Genomic DNA, 26,603 nt, shown 5'->3' with positions numbered 1-26,603 from the left:
TCATTACCCGATTATCCGTATATGTTAACAGTTATATATGAATTATTTTTTTTCTACAGCGTGACCGCCAAATTCATTACGCAATGCTGCGACAACTTTACCTGTGAATGTGTCTGTTTCCAGGGAGCGGTAACGCATCAACAGAGACAAGGCAATAACTGGCGTAGCAGTTTGCAAGTCAAATGCTGTTTCAACTGTCCAACGTCCTTCACCGGAAGAATGCATAACCCCTTTGATTTCATCCAGGTTCGCATCTTTGGAGAATGCACGCTCTGTCAATTCCATCAACCAAGAACGGATAACGGAACCGTTGTTCCATACACGAGCCACTTGTTCGAAGTCGAAATCGAAGCCGCTTTTCTCCAATACGTCGAAGCCTTCACCGATGGAAGCCATCATACCGTACTCGATACCGTTGTGTACCATTTTCAGGAAGTGACCGCTACCCGCTTTACCTGCATACAGGTAACCATTTTCAACGGAAGTATCCTTGAATGCTGGCTCAACTACTGCCCAAGCTTCAGGATCGCCACCGATCATGTAACAAGCGCCATTACGTGCGCCTTCCATACCGCCGGATGTACCAGCATCCATGTAGTGAATGCCTTTAGGTTTCATTTCTTCGTAACGACGGATGGACTCTTTGTAGTGCGAGTTACCCGCTTCGATGATGATGTCGCCTTTGGACAACAGTGGGCTTACTTCAGCCAATACAGCGTCAACCACGTTGTGAGGAACCATGATCCACAATACACGTGGAGATTCAAGAGAAGCGACCATTTCTGCATAAGAAGATACGCCTGCTGCGCCGTATTCTTTCATTTCATTTACAGCTTCAGCGTTCAGGTCAAAAGCAACCACTTCATGTTTGTGGTCAATCAAGTTTCTACCCAGGTTCAATCCCATTTTACCTAATCCAATAAGTCCAAGTTTCATTGCTAAGTTCCTCCTGTTATGAACATTTCTAATTTTATCTGGCCAATTCCAAAATAAGTGCTTAACCATGTGGCGCAGCAGCCGTTCCGGTTACGAATCGTTCTTTCGATCGCTGTTGTCTCCATATTTTTTTGATTAATAATGTTAATTGTTAAAATATAGAGACAAAGGCGAACGCTTCGCTTCTTCAGAATCGATTTCGTCCCCATCACTACTCGCGCGTAATTGTTATGAACTGATTTAGATTGAGCCGCTAATCTATATCAAAAATTTTCGCGGCCTTCCGGGTATTACCGGAAGGTCTTACGCAAAATTGGAACGGTGTAATTCATTAAAATTTGCATATTATCGAGCAGAACGAATTGTACCGTTCTTTTCTCTTATGCTCACTTTTTCGTTTCACTTACCACCAACGGTAGCCGTTCTCAGCAATCAGACGATCTGCGGACTCAGGTCCTTGCGAACCTGCGTTGTACGTATCCAGTGGCACACTGCCTTCCTGGAATGCTTCCAGGATCGGCTGTACCCACTGCCAAGCCAGTTCAACTTCATTCCAGTGAGCAAAGAATGTTGAATCGCCACGCATTGCGTCAAAGATCAGGTTTTCATAAGCTTCCGGAATGTTGCGCTCTCCTGAGTTGAAGGTCATATGCATTGGTTCCACTTCACCATGGTTCAATGGATTTTTCGCATTTAATTGTAGAGAAATGCTTTCTTTTGGACCAATTTCAATCGTCAGCAGGTTAGGTTCCGTTGTATTTTCAGATTCATGACCTGTTTTGAGTGGCGCCTTGAATTCAACAACGATTCTGGTCGATTTTTCAGCCAGGCGTTTGCCTGTACGAATATAAAATGGAACCTCGCTCCAGAATGGATCGTCGACCCACAGTCTCGCGGCAACATATGTCTCATTCTGAGAACCAGCTGGAATGCCAGGCTCGTCCAGATATCCAACAACAGAAGTCCCTTGCAGTTCCCCTGCACCATATTGGGCACGAACGACTTCGGAAGCGATATTTTCTTTCGTCAATGGACGAAGAGCTTCAGCGATCTTCTGCTTTTTGAATTGAATTTCTTCCGGTGTGCAGCGTTTTGGCAGATGCAAACCAATCATCATCAGCAACTGAAGCATATGGTTTTGGAACATGTCACGAAGGGCACCGCTTTGGTCATAATACGCGGCACGTTCTTCAACACCAACCGTTTCACTTGCCGTAATCTGTACATTGGCAATGTAACGGTTGGACCACAAAGCCTGAATGGCCGGATTTGCGTAGGTAAGAGTTTCAATATTTTGTACCATTGGTTTACCAAGGAAATGGTCAATACGGTAAATTTCTTCTTCTGCAAAAGTATTGCTGAGTTTTTCATTCAGTTCACGCGCAGATTTCAGATCGTGTCCAAATGGTTTTTCGATGATGAGTTTCTTCCAGCCTTTGGTGTTACCCAAGCCGCTTTCTTGAATGTTCAGAGCGATAGGCTCAAAGAATTCCGGTGCAACCGACATGTAGAACATGCGATTTTCGGGAATATTCAGCTCTTGTTCACGCTGTTGAACCAGTTCCAACAGTTTGGTGTAATCTTCAAGCTTCGTATTATTTAAAGAACAATAACGGAAAGCGCCAATGAAATCACGAACCTGAGATGCTTCTTCCGGCGTCTGACGTGAGAATTCATGCAGTGACTTTTCAACATTCGCTTGGAAGTCCGTATCCGACAATTCACGTCGTCCCAATCCGATAACGGAGAAGGATTTCGGCATTTTCTGATCCATGTACAAGTTATATAATGCAGGGTAAATCTTGCGTTTGGCTAAATCGCCTGTTGCCCCGAACAGGACAAATGTCATTGCATCCATTGGAGTGCCTCCTGTGATCTGTGCAGTATAGTATATGATGATGCAAAATGTTCAAATCCAAGCATGACAAAAGACGGAATTAGTGGGGGAGTTCCCCGCCTTACCTCCGCTTGTGCATCCGACCTGAATTAAACATGGAACATTCCTTCTCTCCACAACCTTAATCAAGGTTATAAATTGTAACCAATTGAATTGACGTTACCCATATTACACCTGTCGTCACAATTCGTCAACAATCGTGTCCAACCTGTGAACACCAGTGTTTATAGGGTTTTTATTTAATGTTAACGCTTTATGTGGTAACATTAAGAACAATTGGTATGTGACATTTTACACATAGGGCTTGTGGACACTCAGGTTACAATAAGTATACTAATGCTATAATAAGCATAACTAAACCAAAGGAGCACTTTTTATGAGCGATGATGAGAATGCCAAGCAAATATGCGAAAAGGTGGAACAGTCTTATCAGATCATTGGCCGGAAATGGGTAGCCCTCATTATTCATACATTAATGGAAGAACCCAAACGATTCAGTGAAATTCACGCTTATATCCCGGACCTGAGCAAACGGGTACTTAATGAAAGGATGAAAGAACTCGAGGAAGAGGGACTGGTCGTGCGTCATGTGGTTACGGAACGCCCTGTTCGGACAGAATATATGTTGTCCCGCAAAGGCACAGAGCTGGGGCGCGCATTAAGCGCGGTGGAACGCTGGGCCGATAAGTGGCTGTAGCACGTACTTATGAGGAAAGTATTCATTTCTATTTTAAGAGAAAAAAACTTCATTTTCGCTTTAACTTCCGATACATTGCGATTTTAAAATAACACTTTAAATTTCACCACGATAATGTACTGACGCTACTTTTAATAACATCAGCAGTTACAATTATGTGATTTAATGTCTGCGCTGCGTTCAAAATGCTGCCAATACTGTAGCGGAGTGGTTCCCGCCGACTTGCGAAATAATTGAATGAAATAAGACCCATTGGGAAATCCCGCCCGTCTGCAAACCTCTTCAACGGACAGAGATGTCGTTTCCAGCAGAAGATAAGCCTGCTTGAGTCTTCGGGCTGTGACGTAGTCCGTAATACTGCTTCCTGTGTCTTACTGAAAGATACGGGAAGCATAAGACTTGGATAAATGAATATCGTTCGCCATATGATCCAATCTGATTTCATCTATATAGTGCTCTTCAATCCAATGCATCATCTTCTTCGCATGTCTTAATTGACGTGATTCGACCAAGTGTGGTTGCCTCTCCTGTTTCCCATCACTTTGTTAATCTAGAACATTCAAAAGCTGAAGCAAAAACAGCACCGATTCCTCCCACTCTCCCCCAACCCGACTGCGTGACCGGTGATAACTTTTGTATCTCCAACTGATCCATAGATGGACTAAGATCAAAAACCTGCCTTTGATTGCTTCCTTTCCACAACCTTGAAAATAAGATGCGGAATGCTTCCAAATATCCGTCTTAAAATCGGCTCTACACAGAAAAAATATTGGGGATAGATGTCCTATTGTCGCCGGCAATGGTGACAAGTAAGATAACATTGACACCGAATGGTCAGTATTTAGGGTTTCTGGTCAGGTATGCAGTGGATTATGTAGGATGCGACAGGAGAGGAAAACTGCCGGGAGGCGGCATGTACATGGGATGAAATTTTGGAGTAATGGCTCATAAGACCAACCACTGAGCTTCATCACGATGTCGGCTTCCGGTTTCTCTCATCTGCTGGATCAACTATAAAATTACAGGTGATGAGGAGGCTTGTAGACGTGGTCAGAAGGCAGCCTCTTTCCTGGTAGGGAACTATATCAGGCAGGCAAACTCATTCGTGGTTTTGTTTTTTTGCATAGTATTCCAATAAGATGAAGCCAGTTCTCACGATATTTGTGAGACTGGCTTCTTTTTTATGTTATATAACTAAGACTCCAACTTTCTCCCTAGCGTAATACTCAAATCCTCGAAGTTCTCCACCGCCGTCTTTTTTTCATAAAAGTGCACCGCTTGTTGCATAATTCCTTCTCTTGTATAAAAGGCATCCGCCACCTCTAGTGGAAAAATAACCTTCTCCACCGTACTGGCCGATTTATAGATGCCTACGATCAACTCCAGTGTATTCCTTCCACTTTTCCCATCCACCAAAAGCGGTGTCCCTGTCTCAATCGCGTCTAGCACATTCTCCACTTGCCCGGCATGCCCCACATGAATAACATCCGGTAATTCGTCAGCAAGCTTCTGGATCTCACGTTCCAACTCTGTATTCGATTCCGGAAATCCGTTATTCCGAGCCGTAGAAGCAACCACTTTCCAAGGTGCAGATACCCTGGCTTCTTTGCCCTGAAAAATCAACTGCTGCTCCTCTCCATGATGTACCACGGAGCTGGTGATCATGCCAAGTGCCCCTTCCTGGAAACGAAGCATCGCCATGGAGATATCCTCTACTTCGGCATTATCATGGGCCGTATTTGCCATCATGGCCTGCAATTCCACAGGCGGACCCATCATCCAGAGCATGGCATCGATATGATGCACAGCATGATTAAGCGTGCAGCCACCGCCTTCCTTTTCCCATGTGCCACGCCACCACAGATCATAATAACTATGGCCTCGCCACCAGAACGAATCGACCTGGACGTGGACAATGGGACCCATAAGTTTGCTATCCAGTACATCTTTGAGTTTCATCATTGGAGTCGTAAAACGATTCTGCGCCACAACTGACAGCAACTTACCACTCTCTTGTGCCGCTTCCAGCATCATATCCGCCTCTTGTAAAGAAGAGGCCATCGGTTTTTCGACAAGTACATGCGTACCCGCATGCAGAAAATCACATGTGATTGGTGCATGTGTATAAGGAGGGGTACAGATCGAGACCAAATCAATGTTTTGATCCAGTAATTCATGGTAATCGGTAACGGCTTGTGCACTTTTCAATCCATAATCGTTAATTCGCTTCTGTGCTTTTTCCGCGTACATATCCACTACAGCTACGATCTGGCATCGTTCAGGAAATGCCAAATACGCTGTAATATGCGCTGTACTGATTGCGCCTGCTCCAATAATGGCCACTTTCAACATCGATGCATACCTCCCTTTTCCCTTCACAATACACAATAATAAAGCGCTTTTATGCGTTCATCTTGTGATAAAATAAAACTATATTGCGCTCTTGAAGAGGAGGCATTCCTAATGCCCATCATCACCGAAGATCAATTTAATTTGGCATACCGTCGTACCTCCGCAACTGCATTTCGAGAGGTTTTTCACGCTCATTCACAGATAGAAATCACGTATATTCATGATGGATATGGACAGTTGATAACAGAGGGACAGGCATTCCACCTCGAACCGGGTACACTAATGATTTTCCGTCCATTTCAACTGCATCAGATTCTGATTCAAGTCACCAAAGAACATCCCTTTATTCGCAGCGTTCTGATGTATGAGCCGCACCTGCTGAACTCACACTCTCGGCAATTTGCCGTTTCCAATCGTTTTACAATAGACCTTCTGGGGCAAACATCTCCGCTTCAACCGATCCGTCTTGCCGCTGCGTCCCCGTTGGTTCGCATAATCGAGCAATTTGCCAACATTCTGCCTACGTTACTTCCACATGAAGCTGAAGAGGATACACGACTTTTTTTACTTGGACTTCTCGCACAGCTTCGCTACCTTTGGAAAGACAGGCAGTATCCCAACTCTAATACGCTCCCAAAAGATCCTCCCGTTCTGCATCCTCATGCCGAAGCTGTCATGCAGTGGATTGAAGAGCACTTCAATGAAGCTTTTCGTCTGGAGGATATCGCAGACACACTGCATCTCTCGCCTTATCATCTGTCCCATATATTTAAAAAAGCTACCGGGACCACCATCGTTGCTTACGCTCAGGCCACCCGTATTCGGCATGCTTGCGTGTTGCTCACAAGTACCACACATACTGTTCCGGAAATAGGCCACCGTGTAGGTATGTCCAGCCCATCTTACTTTTGCAAAGTTTTCCGCAATGCAACAGGCACCACGCCGCATCAGTATCGACTTAATGTGCAGAGCAGATAAGAAGATTATCCTGCAATACGAAAGGAGCAAAAGGAATGGCTTCCTTCGTTCCTCCGCTTCCTTAACATTGTCTAAGTTACTCGCCCGGCTTGCGTACATCCAGTCCCAACTTCTCCAAGAAGGGATAAATCTGCTCGCGTACCTGCTGCAGTTCTTCCTTCTGCTTTGCAGACAACCGATCTTCATGAATGCTTCCATCCTGATCCATCACCATGGCTTCATATTGCTTCATATGTTTATACAACGATTTGAACTCGGTAAACTGCTCCTTGGAAAACTTCGTCTCTGCCATTGCTAACTGTTCCTCCCAAAATTGCTCTTGGGCTAAAGGTTGTTTTGGAGAGTCTACACTTGCTGCTTCCAACTTTTCGAAAAAAGGTTCCAGTTCTGCAGTAAGACGTTTAAACTCCATCTGTTCTGTGACACTCCATTGCTCGGGGTGCAGCTCTCCTTGTTGATCCGCATACTTCAAAGCCATTTGCCCCATTTGCTTCATCAGACCCATAAATTGATTGAACTCCTCTGCGCTTAAATATGCCTTGGCTTTCTGCATCTTTGCTTCCAGTCTCATATAATCCTCTGATGTTCCACCCACCGCTGATATTTTCTCCTGTGAACCATACATTCCGTCAGCAAGAAAGGTATACCCCGCGTAAGCTCCCGTGGGAATGATGAGTACAGCAGCCAGCAGCATAGTAACTAGCCATTTTTTTCGATGGTTTTTGAGACGTGATTCACTTCGAATCGCATTCATGACTTTATGTTTTGTTCTCTCAGGAATGTTCCAATCTTTCGTGTCTTCCTGGAAGGATGCTCGCAACTGTTCATCTAGATTCATGTAGTTCCTCCACCTTTCCCCGAATACCCGGATTTAACTTCTGATTCTGCCTCAGCTTGGTTAATGCCGCATGAATACGTGATTTCACCGTTCCTAGTGGAATTCCCAATATGCATGAAATCTCCTCTTGTGTGTACTCGTTCAAATAGTGAAGAGTGATCGCCTGCTGAAGCTTGTATGGCAATCGGTGCACCTGTTCGAGCAGAGGACGATTTGCCAGTTTGTTGATTAATTCAACGGAAAAATCGTACTCCAGCCCCGTATCAGACTTCTCCATCCGCTTGTTAAAACGAAACTGCGTCAATCGTCTACGCCGGTAACTTCGGACCTGCCGCATCGCCACACCCATTAACCAAGGACGAAAGGCTCTTTCCGAATCATATCGCTCTAAGGACTTGTATGCCTGAATATAGATTTCCTGTACCAAGTCTTCAGCTTCAGAAGGGTCACGAATCAGAAAACGAACAGTTCGAAACACATCCATCACCGTCAGCTCATATAACTCGCCATAAGCTTCATAGTCCCCAGCCCGGGTTAAATCCACAAGTTCTATGTACTTTTCTGTCTCACTCATCTTCCATCTCCTTCCTCTTCTCACTATATATTGGCATACCAGCTCCATATCGTTCGATTTATTTATTTCAACTTTCCATGACCAGGCGAAAAAAGCCTATTCCTCACTCATCGTTCGAGTTGGAATAAGCTTGTATTTTTCACTTATATGATAATGAAGTAAATTATTCATAGGCTAAACCATCCGCTGCCTCATCGCCTCAAACAACAAGATCGTGGCCGCCATCGCGGCATTAAGCGACTCCGCCTGTCCCTGCATCGGAATCGTAATCGCATCGTCCACCAGTTGAGCAGTAGACTCCGAAATGCCCTTGCCCTCATTACCGATCACTAGCCACACTGATTGTGTAAAGTCATAACTGTAACAGGAATACTCTGCCTGCAAAGACGTACTAACCAACTTTACACCCGCAGCCTTCGCTTCAGGCAGCAATGATTCCAACTGCCCTTCTACGATTGGCAAATGAAACAATGACCCCATCGTCGAACGAATCGTTTTCGGATTATAGACATCGGCACAACCAGCACCGAGCACTACACCTGCCGCTCCTGCTGCATCCGCACTGCGAATGATCGTTCCTACATTACCAGGGTCCTGCACATTGTCCAATACCACGACTAACCCCTTGGAAGAAGACAACAAGCTTTGCAGCGGCTCACGACCTTTATGTACAACGGCAAAAACAGGTTGGGGTGTCATCGTATCCGTACACTTGGCAATAACCGCAGGAGATACACTGATCCATTCCACACGCTGAAGTGGAGCCTCCAGTCCAGCCAGTTCCTTGGGTACACCCTGCTCCCCATCGTAAACGATACATTCCAGATCTGCCCCGGCACGCAGCGCTTCCTGTACAAGATGAATGCCTTCAATAATATATTTATGTTGACGGGTACGATGCTTTTTCTCCAGCAGCTGTGCCCATTCCTTCACACGTGTATTTTGCGGTGATACAATATCCATCTTTCCATCCTTCCCGTCTGCGGGATTTTTTATCAACATGTTACATGACGAATTAAAATTTCCCGCCTAAAGATTGCTCCATCATCCCATCAAGTTACTTATCATACGCCAGCTCCATTTTCGTCAAATGGTCCTTGTGACCAACAATGATCAGCACATCCCCATCCTCGATCCGATCCTCGGCATATGGAGAGATATTCATCGAATTTCCACTGCGAATCGCCATTACGTTACATCCAAAACGTGCACGAATATTGAGCTCCAGCAGATTTTTACCAATCATTTGCTCGGACGCTCTCATCTCCAGAATGCTGTAATCCTCAGATAACTCAATGTAATCAAGAATATTGGGAGATGTCAGATGATGGGCTACACGCAGTCCCATATCCCGCTCAGGGTAAATGACCTTGTCCGCACCAATCTTCTGCAATACTTTACCATGAAGCTCATTTTGTGCTTTTACGATCAGAACAGGCACACCCATATCCTTCAGAATAAGGGTCGTAAGAATACTCGACTGAATATCTTCACCGATCGCCACAACGACGACATCAAAATTCCGTATGCCCAGCGCCCGCAGCGCTTCTTCATCCGTTGAATCTGCTGATACGGCATGTGTCACCACATTGGACATTTCCTGTGTCCGCTGTTCGTCCGCATCAATTGCCAGTACGTCGAATCCCATACCGCTCAGCGCATTGGCTACACTTGAACCAAACCGTCCCATGCCAATTACGGCATATTGTTTCTTTGCCATTAGGGTCTAACCTCCCGCTGCACTTCAGCATTACGCATCTATTGTTAGTCGCTTTTCAATTAAGGGGTGAATATTCACTTAAATATCCTTCGTAGTATACCACAAAGCCCAATAAACTTGAATGCGCTCACGCTTCCTAGGGAACAGTATTAGAGCAGCCGAATATACGAGGAGGGACTTGCGATGCCAATTACATTAAGCCTGCGTGAAGCGATTGTTCATAAGGTTCATGACAAAAGTGATGATCAGCTCCGGGAGATGATCGAAGGTTCTGTAGATGGACCGGAAGCAGCATTACCCGGACTTGGTGCCATTTTCGAAATGATCTGGAAGAACACAGAACCTGCGAAGCAGGAAGAATTAATCCAAATCGCGCAGGAGCATCTGCACACCATTCCCGTTCAACCCATCAGTTAACTGAAGCCTTGGAGGGAAAGGTACCATCATCACGTTGTTCTGTCTGCAAAAGAAAGCTTTTGTCTCATTGGTCTGGATCATACCCTGCTCCAAGAGCAAGGTAGTTAATCCCCCGTAGACTAATTAGGCTCCCCTAACCAAAACAAGGTACAGCCACTGAGCAAAACTCAGAAAGCTGTACCTTGTTTGTATATGTCTGATGCTCCTAAGAAAATCAGTCGTCGCTGAAAAAAGATGTTCAATTAAATAATTTAGCGATTTTATCAAACAATTCCGTTATTTCTTCATCTCCAGCAGTGGTGGTGTCCGTATTTCCCCATACGTTCTTAAGTGTAGAAATTAGATCATTTTCTTCATCCTCACCCGAAGATGCTGACCCTGATCCCACGCTGGAAATGAGATTTTGCAACTCACGCAGCAAAGATTTCTGTTCATCCACAGTAAGCTCATTGTTCAATGTGCTATCTTCATTTTCCTCGTTAGCAGTGTCTTGAATATTCCATGCAAATGGCGGCATAATCCCACCCATAGCTTGCATCATTGGAGGTGTTCCATTGCGATCCGAACGCAACGAATCATTTGCGGGCAGAAGTTCAGGACGTTGACTTTGGAGCATCTCAGCTACCTGATCAAATAGATCGGATATATCCTCGTCCGTTGCTGCTGAGAGGTCCTGACTGGATAACAAGTCAGATATTGAAACCAACGGGTTCACCGTGCTGCCAGCAATGTCATCTGTTGCTGCTGAAGTGCCCGATGAAGTCAGGTAACTTTGCAGATCAGATAACAGTGATTTCTGTTGATCCGTAGTCAGTATAAACGCGTCCTCGCTTCGATTGTACGTTCTGCTGTAGTTTTCTGTTGGCAGTGGGGCCTGTACCCCTCCGGCATATTCTTCAAATTCTTTACTTAATTCAAGTGAATCAGCGGCCTTTCTTTGTGCAGTGTCGTAGTCCAGGCTATTTAACTTGTTTTCGTTTGCCTTTACTGAATGATCATAGGACGTTGTGATCGCATGCCTGTTAATGGATAGTGACAAATAGATCTCCTCTCTCTGTGTACATAAATGAGTAGCCGTACCGTACACTCCAATTTCATCGGCAGCCAAACTGAATTTAACCTGAGAGCAGACTGAATGATGACTGAATGTTATTCTCCCTTCTACCTTTGACGTGAAACCTGAATAATACATAGAGCTAATTGGACGACAAAAATGACCTAACCTCCTCGAATCAGGAATTTAGGTCATTTTCTTCTGCTGTTTTTATTATTGTAGAAAAATTGGCTTATGGAGCTGTCTCCAGGAATTTCGCAGTAGGGTTTTTGTCCATTGCGGTTCTCATCGCATATTCATTTTCGAACAGAACTACATAGTTCCCTTTTTTATCTTTCACTAGAGCGGAGTTGATTCGGAATTTACTTGCGTCCAGATTCTCGTCCACGATCCAGCGAGCGAATTGATAAGGCATGCGCTGTAGCTGCACATCTACCCCATACTCGCCTTTCATCCGGTATTCAAATACCTCGAATTGCAGCTGACCCACTACGCCGAGCAATGTCTCGTCGAAGCTCACCGTGTTGAACACCTGAATCGTACCTTCTTCGGTCAACTGGTCAATCCCTTTTTGGTACTGTTTATGCTTCAATGCATTTTTGACCGTAACTTTGGCAAAAATCTCTGGTGAAAACGTTGGCAGCTCGTCAAAAATAACCTCGCTGCCTTGGCTCAATGAATCGCCAATCCGGAAAATACCCGGATCGAATAGACCAATAATATCGCCTGCGTAAGCCTCTTCGATAATATCCCGGTCTTGTGCCAGGAATTGCTGTGGCTGCGATAGTTTGATCTCTTTACCCACACGATTATGCTTCACGCTCATACCGCGTTGGAACTTGCCGGATACAATCCGCAGGAATGCGATACGATCCCGGTGTGCCGGGTTCATGTTTGCCTGAATTTTGAATACATAACCGCTGAATTTCTCATTCGTTGGCTCAATTTCACCCGCTGTACTGCGACGCGGTTCCGGCTTCGGTGCGAGTTGCAGGAAGTTCTCAAGGAACGTCTGCACGCCGAAGTTATTGATCGCACTACCAAAGAATACAGGCGTCAGTTCACCGCGCTGTACCTTCTCCATGTCGAACTGGTCTCCTGCAACATCCAGAAGCTCCAGGTCCTGACACAGTTGATCATGCAGATAATCTCCTGCCATCTCACGAATGATCGGATCTTCATAACCTTCTACCTTTTGAACTTTAATCGTCGAGTGATCGTCCCCTTGGAACAACTCCACTTGACTTTTCATCCGGTCATACACACCACACAGCTCACGACCTGTACCAATCGGCCAGTTCATTGGAACAGAGCGAATACCCAGTACGTTTTCGAGTTCTTCCATCAGATCAAATGGACTTTGTCCTTCACGGTCCAGCTTGTTGATGAATGTAAAGATCGGAATACCGCGCTTCGCACAAACTTGGAACAATTTGATCGTTTGCGCCTCGACGCCTTTTGCCACGTCAATCAACATGACCGCGCTATCGGCAGCCGTCAGTGTACGATACGTATCTTCACTGAAGTCTTGGTGACCCGGTGTATCCAAGATATTGATGCGATGACCCAGGTAATCAAACTGCATAACGGAAGATGTTACCGAGATCCCCCGTTGTTTCTCAATTTCCATCCAGTCACTTGTTGCATGTTTGCTTGCTTTCCGAGCTTTTACTGTACCGGCAAGGCGAATCGCGCCCCCGAACAGCAACAGTTTCTCGGTCAATGTCGTTTTACCCGCATCCGGGTGAGAGATAATGGCAAACGTCCGGCGTTTGTCCACTTCCTGTTGAAGAATGTTATCTGCAGCTTTGCTCATAGATTCTATCCCTTTCGTCCGTTCATTCACGTTAATCCGGCGAGGCCGGTCTGCCATTCAATCTTTATGCAATCCGGCTATGCCGGTTGATTGTACATTTCGCATTTCGCTCACTAGGCACTTAGCATCCTATGTTAATTTTACACATTTACAACGGAGTTCATCCTCCCTAAGCATTGTGCTTTCATTCATGCCGTAGACCTGAATTATAATCCAACTTTCCTATTGTACCATAATCTTTACCGAAAATAACCGATTACGTACAGCAGATTCATCTCTTTTCCGATTGCAAAAAAAGAGCACCCTTCCGCCATCATTATGGCATCCAGGTACTCATTATTCATTCCGCTTCTCACTCTTAGAAAATTAATGCGTCCAGTGCGTATTGTCCTCCACCTGTCAAAGCCAGTGCTACACCAATTACCAGAATTGCGAGGTTATATTCAAATCCGTTTTGCGTGGACCAGTATCCATTCGCACCATGAACCTTCACAATGGCAATGACCATAGTCAGAGCAATCAGAATGCCACCTACCGGTGTAAGCAGACCCAGAGCCAACAGCAATCCACCGCCGAATTCAGCCAAACCTGCCAGCAGTGCTACCAATGCGCCGGGCTTCATCCCCATCGATTCAAACCATCCACCCGTTCCCTTGATGCCGTATCCTCCGAACCATCCAAACAGTTTCTGAGCCCCGTGCGCCATGAACGACAATCCAATCACCAAACGAATCAACAACAATCCTACATCCAACATTTTCTTTTCCTCCATTCAATATATACAAAATAGTATTCTTAGATTAAAGATATTATGCTAAATTTTTTTCTTCATGATGTAGTTCGTAACCCCTTCACCTGGTTCACACTTTATCTCATGAATGATGTACTTAGCCGATGGATTCATCGGGTTTCGTATGTCTTTGCGTAATTTCTTTATCTCTTGGTTGAGTATAAGTTATATACTTACTTTTTGTCAACAACTTAATTTTAATTATTTTAACCTTTTTATACTCTCATCTCTCCATCACAAAAAAAGCCTGGAAAGTTCGCTTATCCGCGTCCTTCCCAAGCTTTAATTATGCAGACCAGAACAGCTCCAATTACCAATCAGATGAACTACTCTCGCCTGATGCCCTATTACTTATTACAAGTCACTCCACTCAGCAGTTAATTATTCACTTGCCAGACGACGCTGTCCTCGTCCTGACCGTTCACCGGCCACCAGTGGAACCCGTCCTGCTCGAGCAGTTTTCCAGTCGCTTCCGGCCCCCAAGTACCTGCTGGATACGTGTGCAGCTCTCCGTGGTTCTCTGCCCAAGCCGCCGCGATCCGGTCAACGAAGGACCATGCCGTAGCAACTTCATCCCAACGGGTAAAATAAGTGGAGTCTCCTTCTGCCGCATCATGCAGCAAACGTTCATACGCCTCCGGCGAGTTGATTCCAATCATGCAGCTCTGACAGAAGTCCATCGCCAGCGGCTGAATCTCGGAATCTGAACCCGGCTTCTTGGCATTGATTTTAATATAAATGCCTTCCATCGGATTTACCCGAATCACGAGCAAATTCGGCTCCAGCTTATACTTTTTGCCTAGATAGACGTTGCTCGGCATGGATTTGAATTCAACCACGATCTCCGTCGTTTTCACTGGCAGACGTTTGCCTGTCCGAATATAGAACGGCACACCTGCCCAGCGGAAATTATCCACAAATACACGTGCGGCAAAATAAGTCTCCGTATTGGATTCAGGATCAACCTTGTCCTCCTGACGATAACCGGGAAGCTGCTTCCCACGATATTCCCCTTCGGTATACTGCCCACGCACAACGTTAGTGCTCACTTCTTCATTAGAGGTAAACGCACGCAGAGAACGCAGTACCTTAACCTTCTCATCGCGAATATCCTCCGGGAACAGACGACTTGGTGGCTCCATAGCAATCATCGTCAGCATCTGCAGCATATGGTTCTGTCCCATATCGCGCAATGCACCCGAGTGATCGTAGTACCCACCGCGCTCTTCCACACCGACCGTCTCACCCAAGGTAATCTGAACATTGGCAATATGTTTATTATTCCAAAGCGGCTCGAAAAAGGCATTTCCAAAGCGTATCACTTCGATATTCTGCACCATTTCCTTGCCCAGATAGTGGTCAATCCGATAAATCTCTTCCTCACGGAACACTTCACGGATCTGCTCATTCAGATGCTCCGCAGATTGCAGATCATATCCAAATGGTTTCTCAATCACAAGTCGATTCCATCCGTGGCTCTCCAGCATTCCGCCATCACGTAAACTATATGAGACGCTGCCGAACAACTCAGGTGCCAGCGCCAGATAGAACAGGCGGTTACCCGGTGTATTAAACTTCGCTTCCAGACTCTCCGTCTGCTCACGCAATTCTTTGAATCCGTCCACGTTCTTGATATCTAGTGATTTATACTCAAAATGTTCGACAAAAGCATTCCATTCCTCAGGTTCCCCCGCTGGATAGCGACAGAACTCTTTAATGGATTCATAGATGTCTTCCCGGAATTCTTCTGGTGACCTCGGACGACGTGCTACGCCAATAACCGCAAAGTCTTCGGCTAACTTGCCTTCGCGGTAGAGACTGTAAATCGCCGGAAACAGCTTCCGGCGGGCCAAATCACCCGTTGCTCCAAAAATGAAAAATACTGCACCTGGTGTCTGCACTTCATCTTGCATTTGTTTTTCGACCATGGGCTCCTCTTTCTTTCCGGGAAGACATCTCCATACTCTCCCCGAGCTATGTAATGGTGTTATATACGCAACATACAACCGTCAATTACCAGCAAATTTCCTTCTTGGATGTGATGCCATTTTAGCATAAAGCCCACAGGCTTGCACTAATTTTCCCGAGAAATGTTATCAATATTTTTCCACTATTCATGGAAATTTCATCTATAAAAATTCATGATCAAGCTTATAAATTCGCTTTAATATGGTATTAATATTCAATCGTGATTACCGGGAAACCTACTGTAACTCGATTAATTCCTTGCTCATCATCCTGGTGTACCGCCAGCTGCATGTTCAAGTGATGCGAACCGCTCCTGATCGCTATGGGCAGATCGGATGCCTCATAAGATACGCTGGCAGTGCTGTTATCTGTATAACGTTCTAACGCTCGCATGTCCATATCTCCAGACAACTGTTCCTCGATATGCTGCACTTGACCGCTGGCGTCACTTACTGTTACCCCTGTGCCCTGTACAGCGAAATTCCATGCTGCCTTCATTCCTGAGTCTGTAAGCAACAGGGATACCTGTTCATGTAATGCGGTCAATAAACGCTGATCTGTATATTCATTGCCTGATAACTGAACGATAGCGTAATATTCGTTTTCCCCTGTAACGACAACATTGACCAGAATACCTGCCTGATGAGCATCAGCAACCCGCTCACTGCGATACACATCATGCCCTGTCTGAAGAACGCGTTCAGGCTGTTGCAAGCCCAGCCGGTGAGCGAGCAGTTCCGCTTGCTCCTTTGCGTCTCCATGGCCTTCACCTTGCCATTTGATGACTAGACGCTCCACATGATCAATGGCTTTATCTGCGGTCTTTATCAATTGCTCCAGCTTGTCTGCTTCGGATTCCGTCTTTTCAGCGTACACATGAGTCATGCCTACAAGTATAATGATTGCCAATGCCAGTATGCCTGCCGTCATCCATCGATTTAACATTCGAATCCTCCGCTCTTTCTTGCATTCTATGAATCTTTCAACAGCATGCCCCCATTCCTCATTTGCTAAACTTCTTTTTGACATACAAAAAAGCCCCATCAACCCTCTTTCCTGGCTGATCGGACCTCTAATAACTAAGCATGGGTAGAACAACGCTTCCGCATGCGATTTCCCTCGGTTCACTTCGTTCCCTGGACTGCTCTAATATCCAATGAAGCATGCTTAAAACGAGCACTTCACGTCCTACTCCGCAAGTCCATTCTTATATGCATAAATGGCTGCCTGTGTACGATCATCCACGCCAAGTTTGGCAAGTATGTTCGTCACATGGAACTTGACCGTCTTGATTCCAATAATCAGATCATCTGCGATGTCCTGATTTGACTTACCTTTGGCAACCAACCGAAGTACATCCATCTCCCGATCAGTCAATTCCTCATGAGCAGGTGTGACTGCCTGTGGCTGTCGGAAACGATTCATCATTTTGGAAGCCACTTGTGATTCCAGAACCGACTGCCCCCGAGCTGCAGCACGGATCGCATCTGCCACCTCATTAGCTCTGGATGTTTTCAGCAGATAGCTGAAGGCTCCTGCCTCAATGACCGGATACATTTTTTCATCATCCAAATAACTGGTCAGCACAATGACCTTGCATTCCGGATACATTTTGAGCAGCTGCCGGGTGGCTTCAATCCCGTCCATTCCTTCCATCACAAGATCCATCAGGACTACATCAGGTTTATACTCCTGTGCCAGTCGGATGCCTTCCTCACCGCTGCCAGCTTCCCCCACCACTTCAATGCCATCTTCGGTATCCAGTACCGCAGCGAGGCCAATGCGTACCATCTCATGATCATCCACGAGCAACACTTTGATCGACGTTTCCGCTTCCGTCTCTATTCCCATCTCCATTGACATGTTCTTCCTCGCTTTCATCGTTCATCAAAGGTATTGTAATCTCAATTCGTGTTCCTTTGCCCGGTGCCGTTACAAATTGAATGGCTCCGCCAATTTCAGTTACACGTTCACGCATATTGGTCAAACCATAGGAAGCTTGCTTATTTTCATCCAGATCGAAGCCTTGACCATCATCACGAATGAGTACCCGAATCGCATCTGTACGGCGCTGAAGCCGGATTTCCATTTTCTCCGCTTTGGCATGCCGTAATGTATTGGACATCGCTTCCTGTATAATACGGAACAGATGATTCTCAATGCCTTTGATCAGATGAATGTCCTCATCCATTTCGAGCACGATATCCATAGGTACTTTTGTTTTCAACTCCATCACCAGATCACGCAGACCTTGTTCGAGATGCTTACCCTCCAGATAGACAGGTCGCAGATGCAACAGCAATGCACGCATCTCGGACTGGGCTACGGACGCCATCTCTTCAATCAAAGCGATTTGCCTCTTAGCACGTTCAAAATCCGTTTCCATCTTCCGTCCAACCGCTGTTGCCGTCATGGAAATGGCGAACAGCTGCTGTGATACCGCATCATGCAATTCTCGTGCCAGCCGTTGCCGTTCCTCCACAATGGCCGTTATTCTGGCCTGTTCAGCCAATTGCGCGTTATTCGTAGACAGCCTTTGCAGAGAAGAGACCTGATCTTCCCACTTTTTACCGATACGTCCAAGCTGCTCACTTAATCGACCTACATCATCAATGCCGAGGTCCGGTACAGTACGTGAGAGTGATCCCTTTTCCCATTGCAGCAGCGTCTCTCGCAACAGTTCAAGCCTTCGTTTGACCCGATAACTCTGATAGAATCCGAAGGCCGCACCCATACCGATCAAGAGCAGCAGCAAGGCCAGGCCCGATTGAATCAGATGCCTCCACCCTGCAAACGGGGCAAGATAACCATATGTATACAATACATACAAGATTACAACGAGCACAATGAAAACAAGGAGGATCCCTTCACCCATACTTCGGGTTACCATGTCGGTATGTCGTTTTGTCTTCATCCGGGTCTCCTCCTTCTTCACCTATTTAACTTATTACGGATTACTGATGTTTAGGTCGCCAACAATATAAGAAATGACAAATTTTGCTTTATGTTCACTGGACTCATATCCAGGAGTTCTCCATACCAATTTGTTCATCATGCCACTATCCTGTTCTCCATTCACACTTATCCGCCCAAAAAGTACCGTCGCCTCAATCTCAACACCATAATCTTCAGGCAGCGTCAGACGAACATTTCCCATAACACCTTGCAAAAGTACAATCGTTTGTTTTTCTTCCGGAATGGAGAGGGACAAATCGGCATTAACTTCACCCAAGGCATGCCATAGACTCATGCTTCGCAATGTCCAAGGTGTCTGATCCCAATAGTAACGAGCCATAAAATTTTGTTTGCGCATGACATTCCCATGCAGATGAATCTTTTTATTTTTGGAATAAAAATAGGCCAGTGAAGCGAGTACCATCAAAAACACAATCATTAGATTATCGAGCAGCAGCAGAGCGGCTCCAATACCCAGGCATCGATAGCCTTTGTGTGTGTCACCCTTTCGAACTTGTACCATACCTATCGTTAACAGAATCAGTGCGGCGACGGTTAGCAGGTTAATATTTCGGTTCAGTAACATGAGCATGCCGATGACAATGATTACAACGGCAAGCCATTGACCCTTCTTATTCATCTCTGCCGCACCTCCTCTGTAAGTTAATCTTCCCAATTCGACGGAAAAGCCATATCAGGTATTGAACACCTGTATGGCTTAACCTTTGTTCTAGAAACCGTTCTTTATTCACGATTTATAGAATATCATATTGTCTGCTGAGCGAACAGTTATTCTTTTGAAGTACCGCCCGTTTCATTCTTGGCACCATTGCCGATTTTGTTTTTCAGAGCTTGCAGTTGTTGATCCACTTTGAATTGCTTTTCAGTATCTACAGGATTGGTGTACGTAGATTGTGTATTACGATAAGGTGCGCGGATCACATCAGCTTCTGCTTCCATTTGCATGATCTTCTCTTCCATGCGGTGGAATCCAAGGGATGCGCCACCACTCTCAATGGAATGCAAGCTGTTGATTTGAGACATTTGTTTTTTGGCTTTCGCCATTTGTGCACGGGATACGAGTTCATTACGTTTGTTACGCATTTTATAGAACTCATCTTTCATGTCATGCAGCTGTTGCAGCAAATCTTTCGCTTGAGCTTCGGACTGTGCATGAAGTTCTCTGTACTCCGTGATTTTTTGATCGAAGTAGATTTTCTCTTCCAGCAATTTACGTGCCACTTCTTCCTGACCATTAGCCAGTGCAGCCTCTGCCTGAGACTCACGTTGTACCGATGTACGCTCCGCTTCGTCCAGACGTTGTTTCATGCGACGCTCGTTCGCCATTTGTTTGGCGACGGTTACCTCTGCCTCATGAATTTCAGCCTCCATATCACGCAAGTACTGGTTCAACATTACAATCGGGTCTTCCACTTTATCCAACATATCATTTACCGACGCTTTAGTCATATCCTTAATCCGTTTAAATACTCCCATTTTACTTTTCTCCCTTCTCGTAACGAGATAATTTTTGGCGAAGCTCTTCCACTTCTTTTTTCAATGCTTTTTTCTCAATATCTTTCATCATGGAATCAAGTTCACTCTCTTGCTGTGACCCTGCTCCGTAAGCGTTATTGTCGTAAGAACGTGGGCCAGACTGAGGTCTGCTGTTGTAGCCTGGGCCCGGACCGAAGTTTCCAGGACCTTGGTTACGGTTGTTTTGGAAAGGACCTCTTGGCGGCTCATGATCATAGTTGTTGTATCCTTTACCAGGACCGGGGCCCGGGCCGTATGGATCATAAGGTGGATACGGTTCTTTCGGTACCACCAGTGCTGCGATGAAGTAGATTAACAACGACGTGCCGCCAGTGACGAAGATACTGATGACGAAGATGATCCGTAGCAACGTGGAATCCATGCCGATTGCTTCAGAGATTCCGCCGATCAAGCCGGTCATCATTCGGTCACGCGTTGAGCGGTATAATTTGCTCATGTGCTTACTCCTTTCGTTTACTTGTATCCTCTTACGTGATCAGCACCATAAGAGTATGGATCAGCGTGACGGGATTCTTTTGGCACTACCAATGCAGCGATGAAGTAGATCAGCAATGATGTACCCCCCGTAGCGAAAATACTGATGAAGAAAATGATACGCAGCAGCGTGGAACTAAATCCAAGGTTTTCAGAGATGCCGCCGATCAAACCTGTCAGCATACGATTGCGCGATGAGCGGTAAAGTTTATTCATGTGTCTACTCCTTTCTGTCATTGTTTAGCTTTTGTTTCAGCCGCTCCAGTTCTTTATCCAGCGTAGAGGATGACATAGTGCCAGACGTTCCTGCCCCATCCTGACTCATACGCCGCAAATCCCGGAGACTTTGTGCCTCATATTCGAGATCAGAAACCTGATCGTCCAGCCGGTTGAACATACGGGGTACATTCTGACCGTTGTAATGACCTCTCTGATTCATTCGTTGCTGCAATTGGATCGTCTGCATACGAGCGTAATAATATTGGCGCTTGCTGTATACATTCTGATACTCCACTTTCAGCTGGTCGATCTGTTCATCTAGCTCCTGTAAGGCCGCATTGCTTTGTGCATACAATTCATTGTATTGCTCCATTTTTTCCTCGTGGAGGATTTTCTCCTGCAAAGCAAGTTTAGCTAAATGCTCCTCGCCTGCTTTCAGAGCCATGGACGCTTGTTCTTCCCGTTTGTGTACCATACCTGCTGCCTGATCCGCTTGTTGTTTCATTTGTCTGGTATGCGTTGCATATTGATGACGAAGCTTCTCGGCTTCACCGATGTCTTGGCGGGTCGAGACCAGAAACTGATCAATCAGTTTGACTGGATCCTGACTTTGCTCCAAATGTTCATTCAAATTAGCTACGGTAATATCCCGCATTCGACGAAATACACTCATTTTGTTCTGTCCTCCTTTTCATAATCGTGAAAGCTTAGTAACGGCCACGACGACTGCGATTATTACTCAACATGGAGAATCCGAAGATAATTAACCCAATCGCGATGATCGGTCCGATCAGCCAGGCTAGTTTACCCAGCAATGAGAGAATACCGATGAAGAGAACAATCCATCCAATCAGTACATTTCCTCGTTTAACTCCGTAATACCCAAGCGCAATCATCAGAATCGGAATGAGATAACCCATTAAATGTCCAAGTAGAGGAGTTAACTTTCCGAAAAGGAGGAGTGCACCCAGTGCGATCAGTACAATCGCCCAGCCATTTCCTTTATTCCATCTCATAATTATTGTTCACCACCCTTTCGGTTCATTAATTTTGATTTGTGTGTTTGTTAGTTCGTTTGTTTCTTGTTTAACCTTATGTCCTTATTCTAGGGTAAACTGCGACTTTTCAAAACAGACCGTGGACGGTTTTTCATCCTAGACTCAGGTCGGGGACCAGGTTGGACCTTTGACTGTCCCTGGATCAGACCAACGACTACTGTACCGAATAAATGCCTTAGATATCTCTTATTAGCTTTCTTCGAACCCGTCTCACCCCGTATAAATATGACGTCTATACCTCTTATCTACGTTCTTCCTCGACTGACGTTTCCCATTACACCTTCCATAAAAGTCAAACAAACCCGAAATACATATTTGAACCTTATTCCTCATCTTACTTCCCAAAGATTTTTATTACTTTTTTATCCAAATAAACAAAATTTAGATTGTTCTATATGTAAGCGTTTACTAAAATAGGAAGTGTTACTAATCCAAAAGTCAGGAGTGGACCTGTGCGATCATTCAGCTATCTACATAAAATGATAGTCTTCGGAATTCTGTTAAGTACCCTGCCCATTCTGTTGACTGGAGTCACCGCTTTTATCTATTCTTCGAAACAAACGGAGCTGCATCGTGCTCAAGCCAATAAACAACTGTTAATCCAAATGCAAACCAATGTGGAGCACAAACTTGCAACCGTAAGCTATATGCTCGATCAGGCCGTTCGGTCACCGGATACGCTCCATTCTCTGTCCTCCTCTTCGTCGGTACAAGGCACCGGTCCTTTGTTTGCCGAGAAGTTACAGACTGAATTCAAGAATATGAGGTCATGGGAGCCTCTAATGGATATTACACTCGTAAATCAGGCCCAGGACTGGCTTATCGATCATGCTGGCCTATACCTGAATACTGATTTTCCAATGGCTCTGCCCATGAAAGACATGTTATCGAACACGCTCACATCCGGTTGGCAGCTTACACCATCATCTGTTTTTACCAATAATGAGCGCCAAGTGAATTCAGGCTGCATCTATCATATTGCACTTGCTAGATCGATACCCAATGTAAATGCTTCTGATGCTGCCCTGATTGCGGGAATTCCTGCATGTACACTGCAAAAACCACTGGAAGAGGATTCTCCAGACAACGCTGCCGCCGGACTCATCATTTTGAATCGTGAACAACGGATCATGGTCCATCCCGATCCCAAATATATAGGTCAGCCAGTGGCTGCAGCTGGAATAAAAGATAGCGAATCGGGAACCAATTTTAGTGAGCTGTTATCTATACGTGGATTTGCTGCCTCTTCAGGCCAACGGGAGGTACGTATTGCAGACACACATTACTCGCTGTTCTATATGCATTCTGCTCTAAAAGGGTGGACATATATTCTCATTTCGCCTACGAATATTCTAACTCACGAGTATGTTCGGATTGGGTTACACACCATATATATCAGTGCTGCCTTGCTAGTGCTTTCAGTGCTGCTCTCATGGATTGGTTCGAAACAAATGCATATTCCGATTCGCAAACTTCTTATACAACTTGGTGACAAACGCTTACCTAAAGATCGCCTTGAAATGAAGTCTGCACTTCATATGGATGAATTTGAGCAAATCAGAGCCGACGTTTCACAGCTATCCGCATCCCAGTCCCAGCTTGAAAACAAATTGAATCAATATAAGCTGCAGATCCGCACTCATTTTCTAATTAACCTGGTTCTGGGCAAAATTGCACCGTCCACTCTTCATGACATGCTCATAGACAATGGTTATGATTCGCAGCTTCAAGAGTGGCAACAAATAGCCGTCATTGCAGTCCAGGCCGATCTCGTGAATCATACCAAATATCATGCCAAGGATCGTGATCTGTTGCTGTTTGCCGTTCAGAATATACTGGAGGAGAGTATTCATGCGGAACAACAGTTACTTCCAGTGGTATATGAGCAGGCCGTAGTTACAATCATCGGTACCGCTGAACAAGATCATGTTCGTTTTTCACAGCATCTGTATACGTTAACGGAACAACTCCAACATCAGATCTGTGAGAGCCTTAGTCTTCAGGTAAGCATTGGCTTTAGTCAGCCCCACACCTCCCTATTTCAGATACCGCAGGCTTATACGGAGGCCCTTGAAGCGCTCAAACATCGAATGAAGCTGGGGGCAGGCATCATCATTCAATTTGAGACGATCGATAATCATACTTCGCATTGGGCGCTGCCTTATCCCGAATCACTGGAGTATACGCTGATTCAAAGTATCCAAAACGCCGATGAAACCCTGGCCCTCTCTCATCTCCATCAGTTGCTTGAAGTGCTGTTTGGCTTGGAATGTACACCGGAAGAATATCAGATAGCCCTTACCCGATTGTTAACACATATTTTAAAGATGATGCAGGAATCCGGTATACGACTAGGGCAGATCTCCAAAGGCCATGGGTCTATTTTCAATGAACTTCATGGTCTACAGTACGCAGCTGAGGTTGAGCAATGGTTCACAGAACATATCATCATACCGATCATTCTCATCTTGAAGGAAAGACAGTACGCCCAATATCAGCACATATCCGAGAAAATGATTGCCATGATTCAACAAGAATACGATAAAGATCTAACGTTGGAGGAATGTGCATCCAGACTTCACTACAATGCGAACTATCTAAGTAGTGTGTTCCGCAAGGAGACAGGCTGTGCATTCAGTGAGTATCTGACGAAATACCGCTTCACTATGGCTAAAAAGTGGCTCGACGAAAGCGAGTTAACGGTCAAGGATATCGCCGCACGGCTTCGTTATAACAACCCGCAGAACTTTATCCGTTCTTTTCGAAAATGGGAAGGGATCACGCCCGGCCAATACCGGGAACGTAAGCAGAAGTCAATTGTATCCATGAAGCAGTAAGCAGCTCTTTTGAGGATGAAATATGACGGATTATCTAATCTAAATATGAAAGATGTACTGCTATAATTTAGCCATAGAAATTTGTTCTATTTATGATCATACAAAAGGGAGCCTGTAAAACGGCTCCCTTGCAACTACTATTGAATGTAATAAATAAGAATTACATATACTGCTCAAATATTTTACTGGTCTTTGGTACGTACCACTTTCATATTCGGTTGCTCCAATTGAATCAGGATTTTACCGAACTTCCCTCCGCGTGAGAATGCAACCACTCCCTCTTTATACGTGTCTCTGATATATTGCTCAGCTAGGGCAAGTGAACCTTCATCCGTTGGCAATTCGTGCGTGCTTAGCCATTCCTGAAGCTTATCAACGACTTCTTCCACAGACATCTCAAAATAACTTGTTTCTTTAGTAATCAAGGTGGTGTAGGAATAGTCTTTCAGGTACAGCAGCTGTTGTATATAAACCATGTCCCCCTGACTGTAGGACGGATAGACACCCAGTACCTCTTTAAGCTCATCTACTAATGTGTCTTCTTTTGGCCCAGCCATTGTGCTGATATAAACATACTTTCGAGCAGTGCTAATTGCTTGTTCAATTGTTTCCCAATCCGACATGACCGGGCACATGGATGCAAATGCGAAGTCATATTTCTTTTCCCAGCCCTTATCGTGAATCGAAATTTCCTCAAACCGTTCTGACACAATATCTATACTGGATTGCAAGGAGGGAGGAATCGTATCTTTCATTAATGAATTGAGCAGTTCTGATGGCTCTACAGCTGTAACGGTCGCTCCTTTGATTGCAAAAGGGATTGTAAAGATGCCTGATGCTGCTCCAATATCTAATATCGATAAACCGTTAAAATCCACTCCCTGATTTTCAATCCAGCCTATGATGCGGTCGGTTCGCTGCTTTCCCTTTTCAGTAAACGACTGTTGATGATATTCTCTGGCCCATTGTTCAAATGCTTCTGTCGCGTAAAACGCTGCGTTTTTCATATTGTATTTTGAAGTTGTGGACTGATTTCTCCACGCCTCTTCCCATACAGAAAGATCAAATAAAATATCAGAATGCGTAGATACCTGTTTTTCTTCGGACATGTTACTTCACTCCATTTCTTTATATAAAATATAAAATTTCAAAAAGAATATTTTCTTTTTGGTTAAACATTTCTTTATGTGAATTTAAGGGAGCTTCAATATCCATAATTAAACGAAATAAATTAACAGACTTTACATGTCTACAATATACTTATTAGTGCTATGCGTCAATACATAAACAAAAATAATTCCTTTTACTTCTACAAACCATAATCCAAATAATATCTGTAAATAAAAAAGCTCATTAGATTTTGCATCTAATGAGCTTTTACTTGCTTGAATACCGGCGAGAGGACTCGAACCTCCACGGTTTCCCACTCGATTTTGAGTCGAGCGCGTCTGCCATTCCGCCACGCC

The 26,603-nt window shown here is 45.0% G+C and carries 28 protein-coding genes; 4 read left to right on the top strand and 24 right to left on the bottom strand.

Annotated elements, in window-relative coordinates; translation table 11 throughout:
* Window positions 1-42 precede the first annotated feature (42 nt).
* Window positions 43-936: a phosphogluconate dehydrogenase (NAD(+)-dependent, decarboxylating) gene (gene gnd, locus P5G61_RS30435; protein ID WP_301249882.1), complete on the bottom strand. Its 894-nt coding sequence runs from the start codon at window positions 934-936 to the stop codon at window positions 43-45.
* Window positions 937-1,339: 403 nt separating this feature from the next.
* Window positions 1,340-2,794: a glucose-6-phosphate dehydrogenase gene (gene zwf / locus P5G61_RS30430; RefSeq protein ID WP_301249880.1), complete on the bottom strand. Its 1,455-nt coding sequence runs from the start codon at window positions 2,792-2,794 to the stop codon at window positions 1,340-1,342.
* A 415-nt stretch (window positions 2,795-3,209) separates the two neighbouring features.
* On the opposite strand from zwf (P5G61_RS30430), the gene P5G61_RS30425 reads away from it, so the two are divergent.
* Window positions 3,210-3,530, top strand: coding sequence for a winged helix-turn-helix transcriptional regulator (locus tag P5G61_RS30425; RefSeq protein WP_024632671.1), 321 nt, complete (start codon window positions 3,210-3,212; stop codon window positions 3,528-3,530).
* Window positions 3,531-3,670: 140 nt separating this feature from the next.
* Here P5G61_RS30425 and P5G61_RS32010 read toward each other — a convergent pair whose 3' ends face one another.
* The 3 genes from P5G61_RS32010 to P5G61_RS30415 form a co-directional block, all read right to left on the bottom strand.
* Window positions 3,671-3,886 carry a helix-turn-helix domain-containing protein gene (locus P5G61_RS32010; protein ID WP_363325777.1) on the bottom strand — a complete coding sequence of 72 codons (216 nt, stop codon included), beginning with the start codon at window positions 3,884-3,886 and terminating at the stop codon, window positions 3,671-3,673.
* A gap of 15 nt (window positions 3,887-3,901) precedes the next feature.
* The gene (locus tag P5G61_RS30420; protein WP_301249878.1) at window positions 3,902-4,042 is read right to left on the bottom strand and encodes a hypothetical protein; all 141 of its coding nucleotides are present in this window, start codon (window positions 4,040-4,042) and stop codon (window positions 3,902-3,904) included.
* 682 nt (window positions 4,043-4,724) lie between these two features.
* Window positions 4,725-5,882, bottom strand: a complete 1,158-nt coding sequence (locus P5G61_RS30415) for a Gfo/Idh/MocA family protein (protein ID WP_301249877.1) — start codon at window positions 5,880-5,882, stop codon at window positions 4,725-4,727.
* Between the two features lie 111 nt (window positions 5,883-5,993).
* On the opposite strand from P5G61_RS30415, the gene P5G61_RS30410 reads away from it, so the two are divergent.
* Entirely contained in the window at window positions 5,994-6,860 is an 867-nt protein-coding gene (locus P5G61_RS30410; protein ID WP_301249876.1) for an AraC family transcriptional regulator, read from the top strand.
* A 76-nt stretch (window positions 6,861-6,936) separates the two neighbouring features.
* Here P5G61_RS30410 and P5G61_RS30405 read toward each other — a convergent pair whose 3' ends face one another.
* From P5G61_RS30405 to P5G61_RS30390, 4 genes are all read right to left on the bottom strand, one after another.
* Entirely contained in the window at window positions 6,937-7,698 is a 762-nt protein-coding gene (locus P5G61_RS30405; protein WP_301249875.1) for a DUF3600 domain-containing protein, read from the bottom strand.
* Window positions 7,685-8,272, bottom strand: a complete 588-nt coding sequence (locus P5G61_RS30400; protein ID WP_301249874.1) for a sigma-70 family RNA polymerase sigma factor — start codon at window positions 8,270-8,272, stop codon at window positions 7,685-7,687. The genes P5G61_RS30405 and P5G61_RS30400 overlap by 14 nt, the downstream gene beginning before the upstream one ends.
* A 174-nt stretch (window positions 8,273-8,446) precedes the next feature.
* The gene (locus tag P5G61_RS30395) at window positions 8,447-9,235 is read right to left on the bottom strand and encodes a TrmH family RNA methyltransferase (RefSeq protein ID WP_064635683.1); all 789 of its coding nucleotides are present in this window, start codon (window positions 9,233-9,235) and stop codon (window positions 8,447-8,449) included.
* 94 nt (window positions 9,236-9,329) lie between these two features.
* Entirely contained in the window at window positions 9,330-9,992 is a 663-nt protein-coding gene (locus P5G61_RS30390; RefSeq protein WP_301249872.1) for a potassium channel family protein, read from the bottom strand.
* Between the two features lie 183 nt (window positions 9,993-10,175).
* Here P5G61_RS30390 and sspI point away from each other — a divergent pair, with 183 nt between their 5' ends.
* Entirely contained in the window at window positions 10,176-10,409 is a 234-nt protein-coding gene (gene sspI, locus P5G61_RS30385) for a small acid-soluble spore protein SspI (RefSeq protein ID WP_024634144.1), read from the top strand.
* Between the two features lie 238 nt (window positions 10,410-10,647).
* Here the strand turns inward: sspI and P5G61_RS30380 are convergent, their stop codons facing one another.
* From P5G61_RS30380 to P5G61_RS30320, 13 genes are all read right to left on the bottom strand, one after another.
* Window positions 10,648-11,448 (bottom strand): hypothetical protein, encoded by an 801-nt coding sequence (locus P5G61_RS30380; protein WP_301249871.1) that lies wholly within the window; start codon window positions 11,446-11,448, stop codon window positions 10,648-10,650.
* Window positions 11,449-11,695: 247 nt separating this feature from the next.
* Window positions 11,696-13,279 carry a peptide chain release factor 3 gene (locus P5G61_RS30375; protein WP_301249870.1) on the bottom strand — a complete coding sequence of 528 codons (1,584 nt, stop codon included), beginning with the start codon at window positions 13,277-13,279 and terminating at the stop codon, window positions 11,696-11,698.
* A gap of 358 nt (window positions 13,280-13,637) precedes the next feature.
* A complete protein-coding gene (locus tag P5G61_RS30370; RefSeq protein ID WP_024634146.1) occupies window positions 13,638-14,036 on the bottom strand; it encodes a DoxX family protein in 399 nt (132 codons plus the stop codon).
* Window positions 14,037-14,446: 410 nt separating this feature from the next.
* Entirely contained in the window at window positions 14,447-15,997 is a 1,551-nt protein-coding gene (gene zwf, locus P5G61_RS30365; RefSeq protein WP_301249868.1) for a glucose-6-phosphate dehydrogenase, read from the bottom strand.
* Between the two features lie 247 nt (window positions 15,998-16,244).
* A complete protein-coding gene (locus P5G61_RS30360) occupies window positions 16,245-16,982 on the bottom strand; it encodes a YwmB family TATA-box binding protein (protein ID WP_301249867.1) in 738 nt (245 codons plus the stop codon).
* A gap of 243 nt (window positions 16,983-17,225) precedes the next feature.
* On the bottom strand, window positions 17,226-17,894 hold the full coding sequence (locus tag P5G61_RS30355; RefSeq protein WP_301249865.1) for a response regulator transcription factor: 669 nt from the start codon (window positions 17,892-17,894) through the stop codon (window positions 17,226-17,228).
* Window positions 17,836-18,951 (bottom strand): sensor histidine kinase, encoded by a 1,116-nt coding sequence (locus P5G61_RS30350; protein ID WP_301249863.1) that lies wholly within the window; start codon window positions 18,949-18,951, stop codon window positions 17,836-17,838. Before P5G61_RS30350 ends, P5G61_RS30355 begins: the two co-directional genes overlap by 59 nt.
* A gap of 33 nt (window positions 18,952-18,984) precedes the next feature.
* Window positions 18,985-19,632: a cell wall-active antibiotics response protein LiaF gene (gene liaF, locus P5G61_RS30345; protein WP_024634151.1), complete on the bottom strand. Its 648-nt coding sequence runs from the start codon at window positions 19,630-19,632 to the stop codon at window positions 18,985-18,987.
* A 149-nt stretch (window positions 19,633-19,781) separates the two neighbouring features.
* Entirely contained in the window at window positions 19,782-20,489 is a 708-nt protein-coding gene (locus P5G61_RS30340) for a PspA/IM30 family protein (RefSeq protein ID WP_024634152.1), read from the bottom strand.
* Window position 20,490: 1 nt separating this feature from the next.
* Window positions 20,491-20,985: a PspC domain-containing protein gene (locus P5G61_RS30335; RefSeq protein ID WP_301249860.1), complete on the bottom strand. Its 495-nt coding sequence runs from the start codon at window positions 20,983-20,985 to the stop codon at window positions 20,491-20,493.
* A gap of 17 nt (window positions 20,986-21,002) precedes the next feature.
* Complete coding sequence (locus P5G61_RS30330) at window positions 21,003-21,239, bottom strand: PspC domain-containing protein (protein ID WP_301249859.1); 237 nt, start codon at window positions 21,237-21,239, stop codon at window positions 21,003-21,005.
* Window positions 21,240-21,243: 4 nt separating this feature from the next.
* Window positions 21,244-21,915, bottom strand: a complete 672-nt coding sequence (locus P5G61_RS30325; protein WP_024634155.1) for a PspA/IM30 family protein — start codon at window positions 21,913-21,915, stop codon at window positions 21,244-21,246.
* Window positions 21,916-21,949: 34 nt separating this feature from the next.
* The gene (locus P5G61_RS30320; RefSeq protein WP_079348972.1) at window positions 21,950-22,258 is read right to left on the bottom strand and encodes a LiaF transmembrane domain-containing protein; all 309 of its coding nucleotides are present in this window, start codon (window positions 22,256-22,258) and stop codon (window positions 21,950-21,952) included.
* 521 nt (window positions 22,259-22,779) lie between these two features.
* Between P5G61_RS30320 and P5G61_RS30315 the strand changes: the two genes are divergently transcribed.
* Entirely contained in the window at window positions 22,780-25,137 is a 2,358-nt protein-coding gene (locus tag P5G61_RS30315) for a helix-turn-helix domain-containing protein (protein ID WP_301249857.1), read from the top strand.
* Window positions 25,138-25,319: 182 nt separating this feature from the next.
* On the opposite strand, the gene P5G61_RS30310 is transcribed toward P5G61_RS30315, so the two are convergent.
* Entirely contained in the window at window positions 25,320-26,246 is a 927-nt protein-coding gene (locus P5G61_RS30310; RefSeq protein WP_301249856.1) for a class I SAM-dependent methyltransferase, read from the bottom strand.
* A gap of 132 nt (window positions 26,247-26,378) precedes the next feature.
* On the bottom strand, window positions 26,379-26,603 hold a 225-nt coding region (locus P5G61_RS30305), incomplete at its 5' end, for a hypothetical protein (RefSeq protein WP_301249855.1).

Origin of the sequence: Paenibacillus vandeheii, from assembly GCF_030433635.1 — a bacterium.
GTDB classification, from domain to species: Bacteria; Bacillota; Bacilli; order Paenibacillales; family Paenibacillaceae; genus Paenibacillus; species Paenibacillus vandeheii.
This window is presented reverse-complemented; position numbering and strand designations above follow the sequence as displayed.

Coding starts and splice junctions, on each gene's coding strand:
- gnd (WP_301249882.1), bottom strand. CDS start 936: ATGAAACTTGGACTTATTGGATTAGGTAAAATGGGATTGAACCTGGGT.
- zwf (WP_301249880.1), bottom strand. CDS start 2,794: ATGGATGCAATGACATTTGTCCTGTTCGGGGCAACAGGCGATTTAGCC.
- P5G61_RS30425 (WP_024632671.1), top strand. CDS start 3,210: ATGAGCGATGATGAGAATGCCAAGCAAATATGCGAAAAGGTGGAACAG.
- P5G61_RS30415 (WP_301249877.1), bottom strand. CDS start 5,882: ATGTTGAAAGTGGCCATTATTGGAGCAGGCGCAATCAGTACAGCGCAT.
- P5G61_RS30410 (WP_301249876.1), top strand. CDS start 5,994: ATGCCCATCATCACCGAAGATCAATTTAATTTGGCATACCGTCGTACC.
- P5G61_RS30405 (WP_301249875.1), bottom strand. CDS start 7,698: ATGAATCTAGATGAACAGTTGCGAGCATCCTTCCAGGAAGACACGAAA.
- P5G61_RS30400 (WP_301249874.1), bottom strand. CDS start 8,272: ATGAGTGAGACAGAAAAGTACATAGAACTTGTGGATTTAACCCGGGCT.
- P5G61_RS30395 (WP_064635683.1), bottom strand. CDS start 9,235: ATGGATATTGTATCACCGCAAAATACACGTGTGAAGGAATGGGCACAG.
- P5G61_RS30390 (WP_301249872.1), bottom strand. CDS start 9,992: ATGGCAAAGAAACAATATGCCGTAATTGGCATGGGACGGTTTGGTTCA.
- sspI (WP_024634144.1), top strand. CDS start 10,176: ATGCCAATTACATTAAGCCTGCGTGAAGCGATTGTTCATAAGGTTCAT.
- P5G61_RS30375 (WP_301249870.1), bottom strand. CDS start 13,279: ATGAGCAAAGCTGCAGATAACATTCTTCAACAGGAAGTGGACAAACGC.
- P5G61_RS30370 (WP_024634146.1), bottom strand. CDS start 14,036: ATGTTGGATGTAGGATTGTTGTTGATTCGTTTGGTGATTGGATTGTCG.
- zwf (WP_301249868.1), bottom strand. CDS start 15,997: ATGGTCGAAAAACAAATGCAAGATGAAGTGCAGACACCAGGTGCAGTA.
- P5G61_RS30360 (WP_301249867.1), bottom strand. CDS start 16,982: ATGTTAAATCGATGGATGACGGCAGGCATACTGGCATTGGCAATCATT.
- P5G61_RS30355 (WP_301249865.1), bottom strand. CDS start 17,894: ATGGAGATGGGAATAGAGACGGAAGCGGAAACGTCGATCAAAGTGTTG.
- P5G61_RS30350 (WP_301249863.1), bottom strand. CDS start 18,951: ATGAAGACAAAACGACATACCGACATGGTAACCCGAAGTATGGGTGAA.
- liaF (WP_024634151.1), bottom strand. CDS start 19,632: ATGAATAAGAAGGGTCAATGGCTTGCCGTTGTAATCATTGTCATCGGC.
- P5G61_RS30340 (WP_024634152.1), bottom strand. CDS start 20,489: ATGGGAGTATTTAAACGGATTAAGGATATGACTAAAGCGTCGGTAAAT.
- P5G61_RS30335 (WP_301249860.1), bottom strand. CDS start 20,985: ATGAGCAAATTATACCGCTCAACGCGTGACCGAATGATGACCGGCTTG.
- P5G61_RS30330 (WP_301249859.1), bottom strand. CDS start 21,239: ATGAATAAACTTTACCGCTCATCGCGCAATCGTATGCTGACAGGTTTG.
- P5G61_RS30325 (WP_024634155.1), bottom strand. CDS start 21,915: ATGAGTGTATTTCGTCGAATGCGGGATATTACCGTAGCTAATTTGAAT.
- P5G61_RS30320 (WP_079348972.1), bottom strand. CDS start 22,258: ATGAGATGGAATAAAGGAAATGGCTGGGCGATTGTACTGATCGCACTG.
- P5G61_RS30315 (WP_301249857.1), top strand. CDS start 22,780: ATGATAGTCTTCGGAATTCTGTTAAGTACCCTGCCCATTCTGTTGACT.
- P5G61_RS30310 (WP_301249856.1), bottom strand. CDS start 26,246: ATGTCCGAAGAAAAACAGGTATCTACGCATTCTGATATTTTATTTGAT.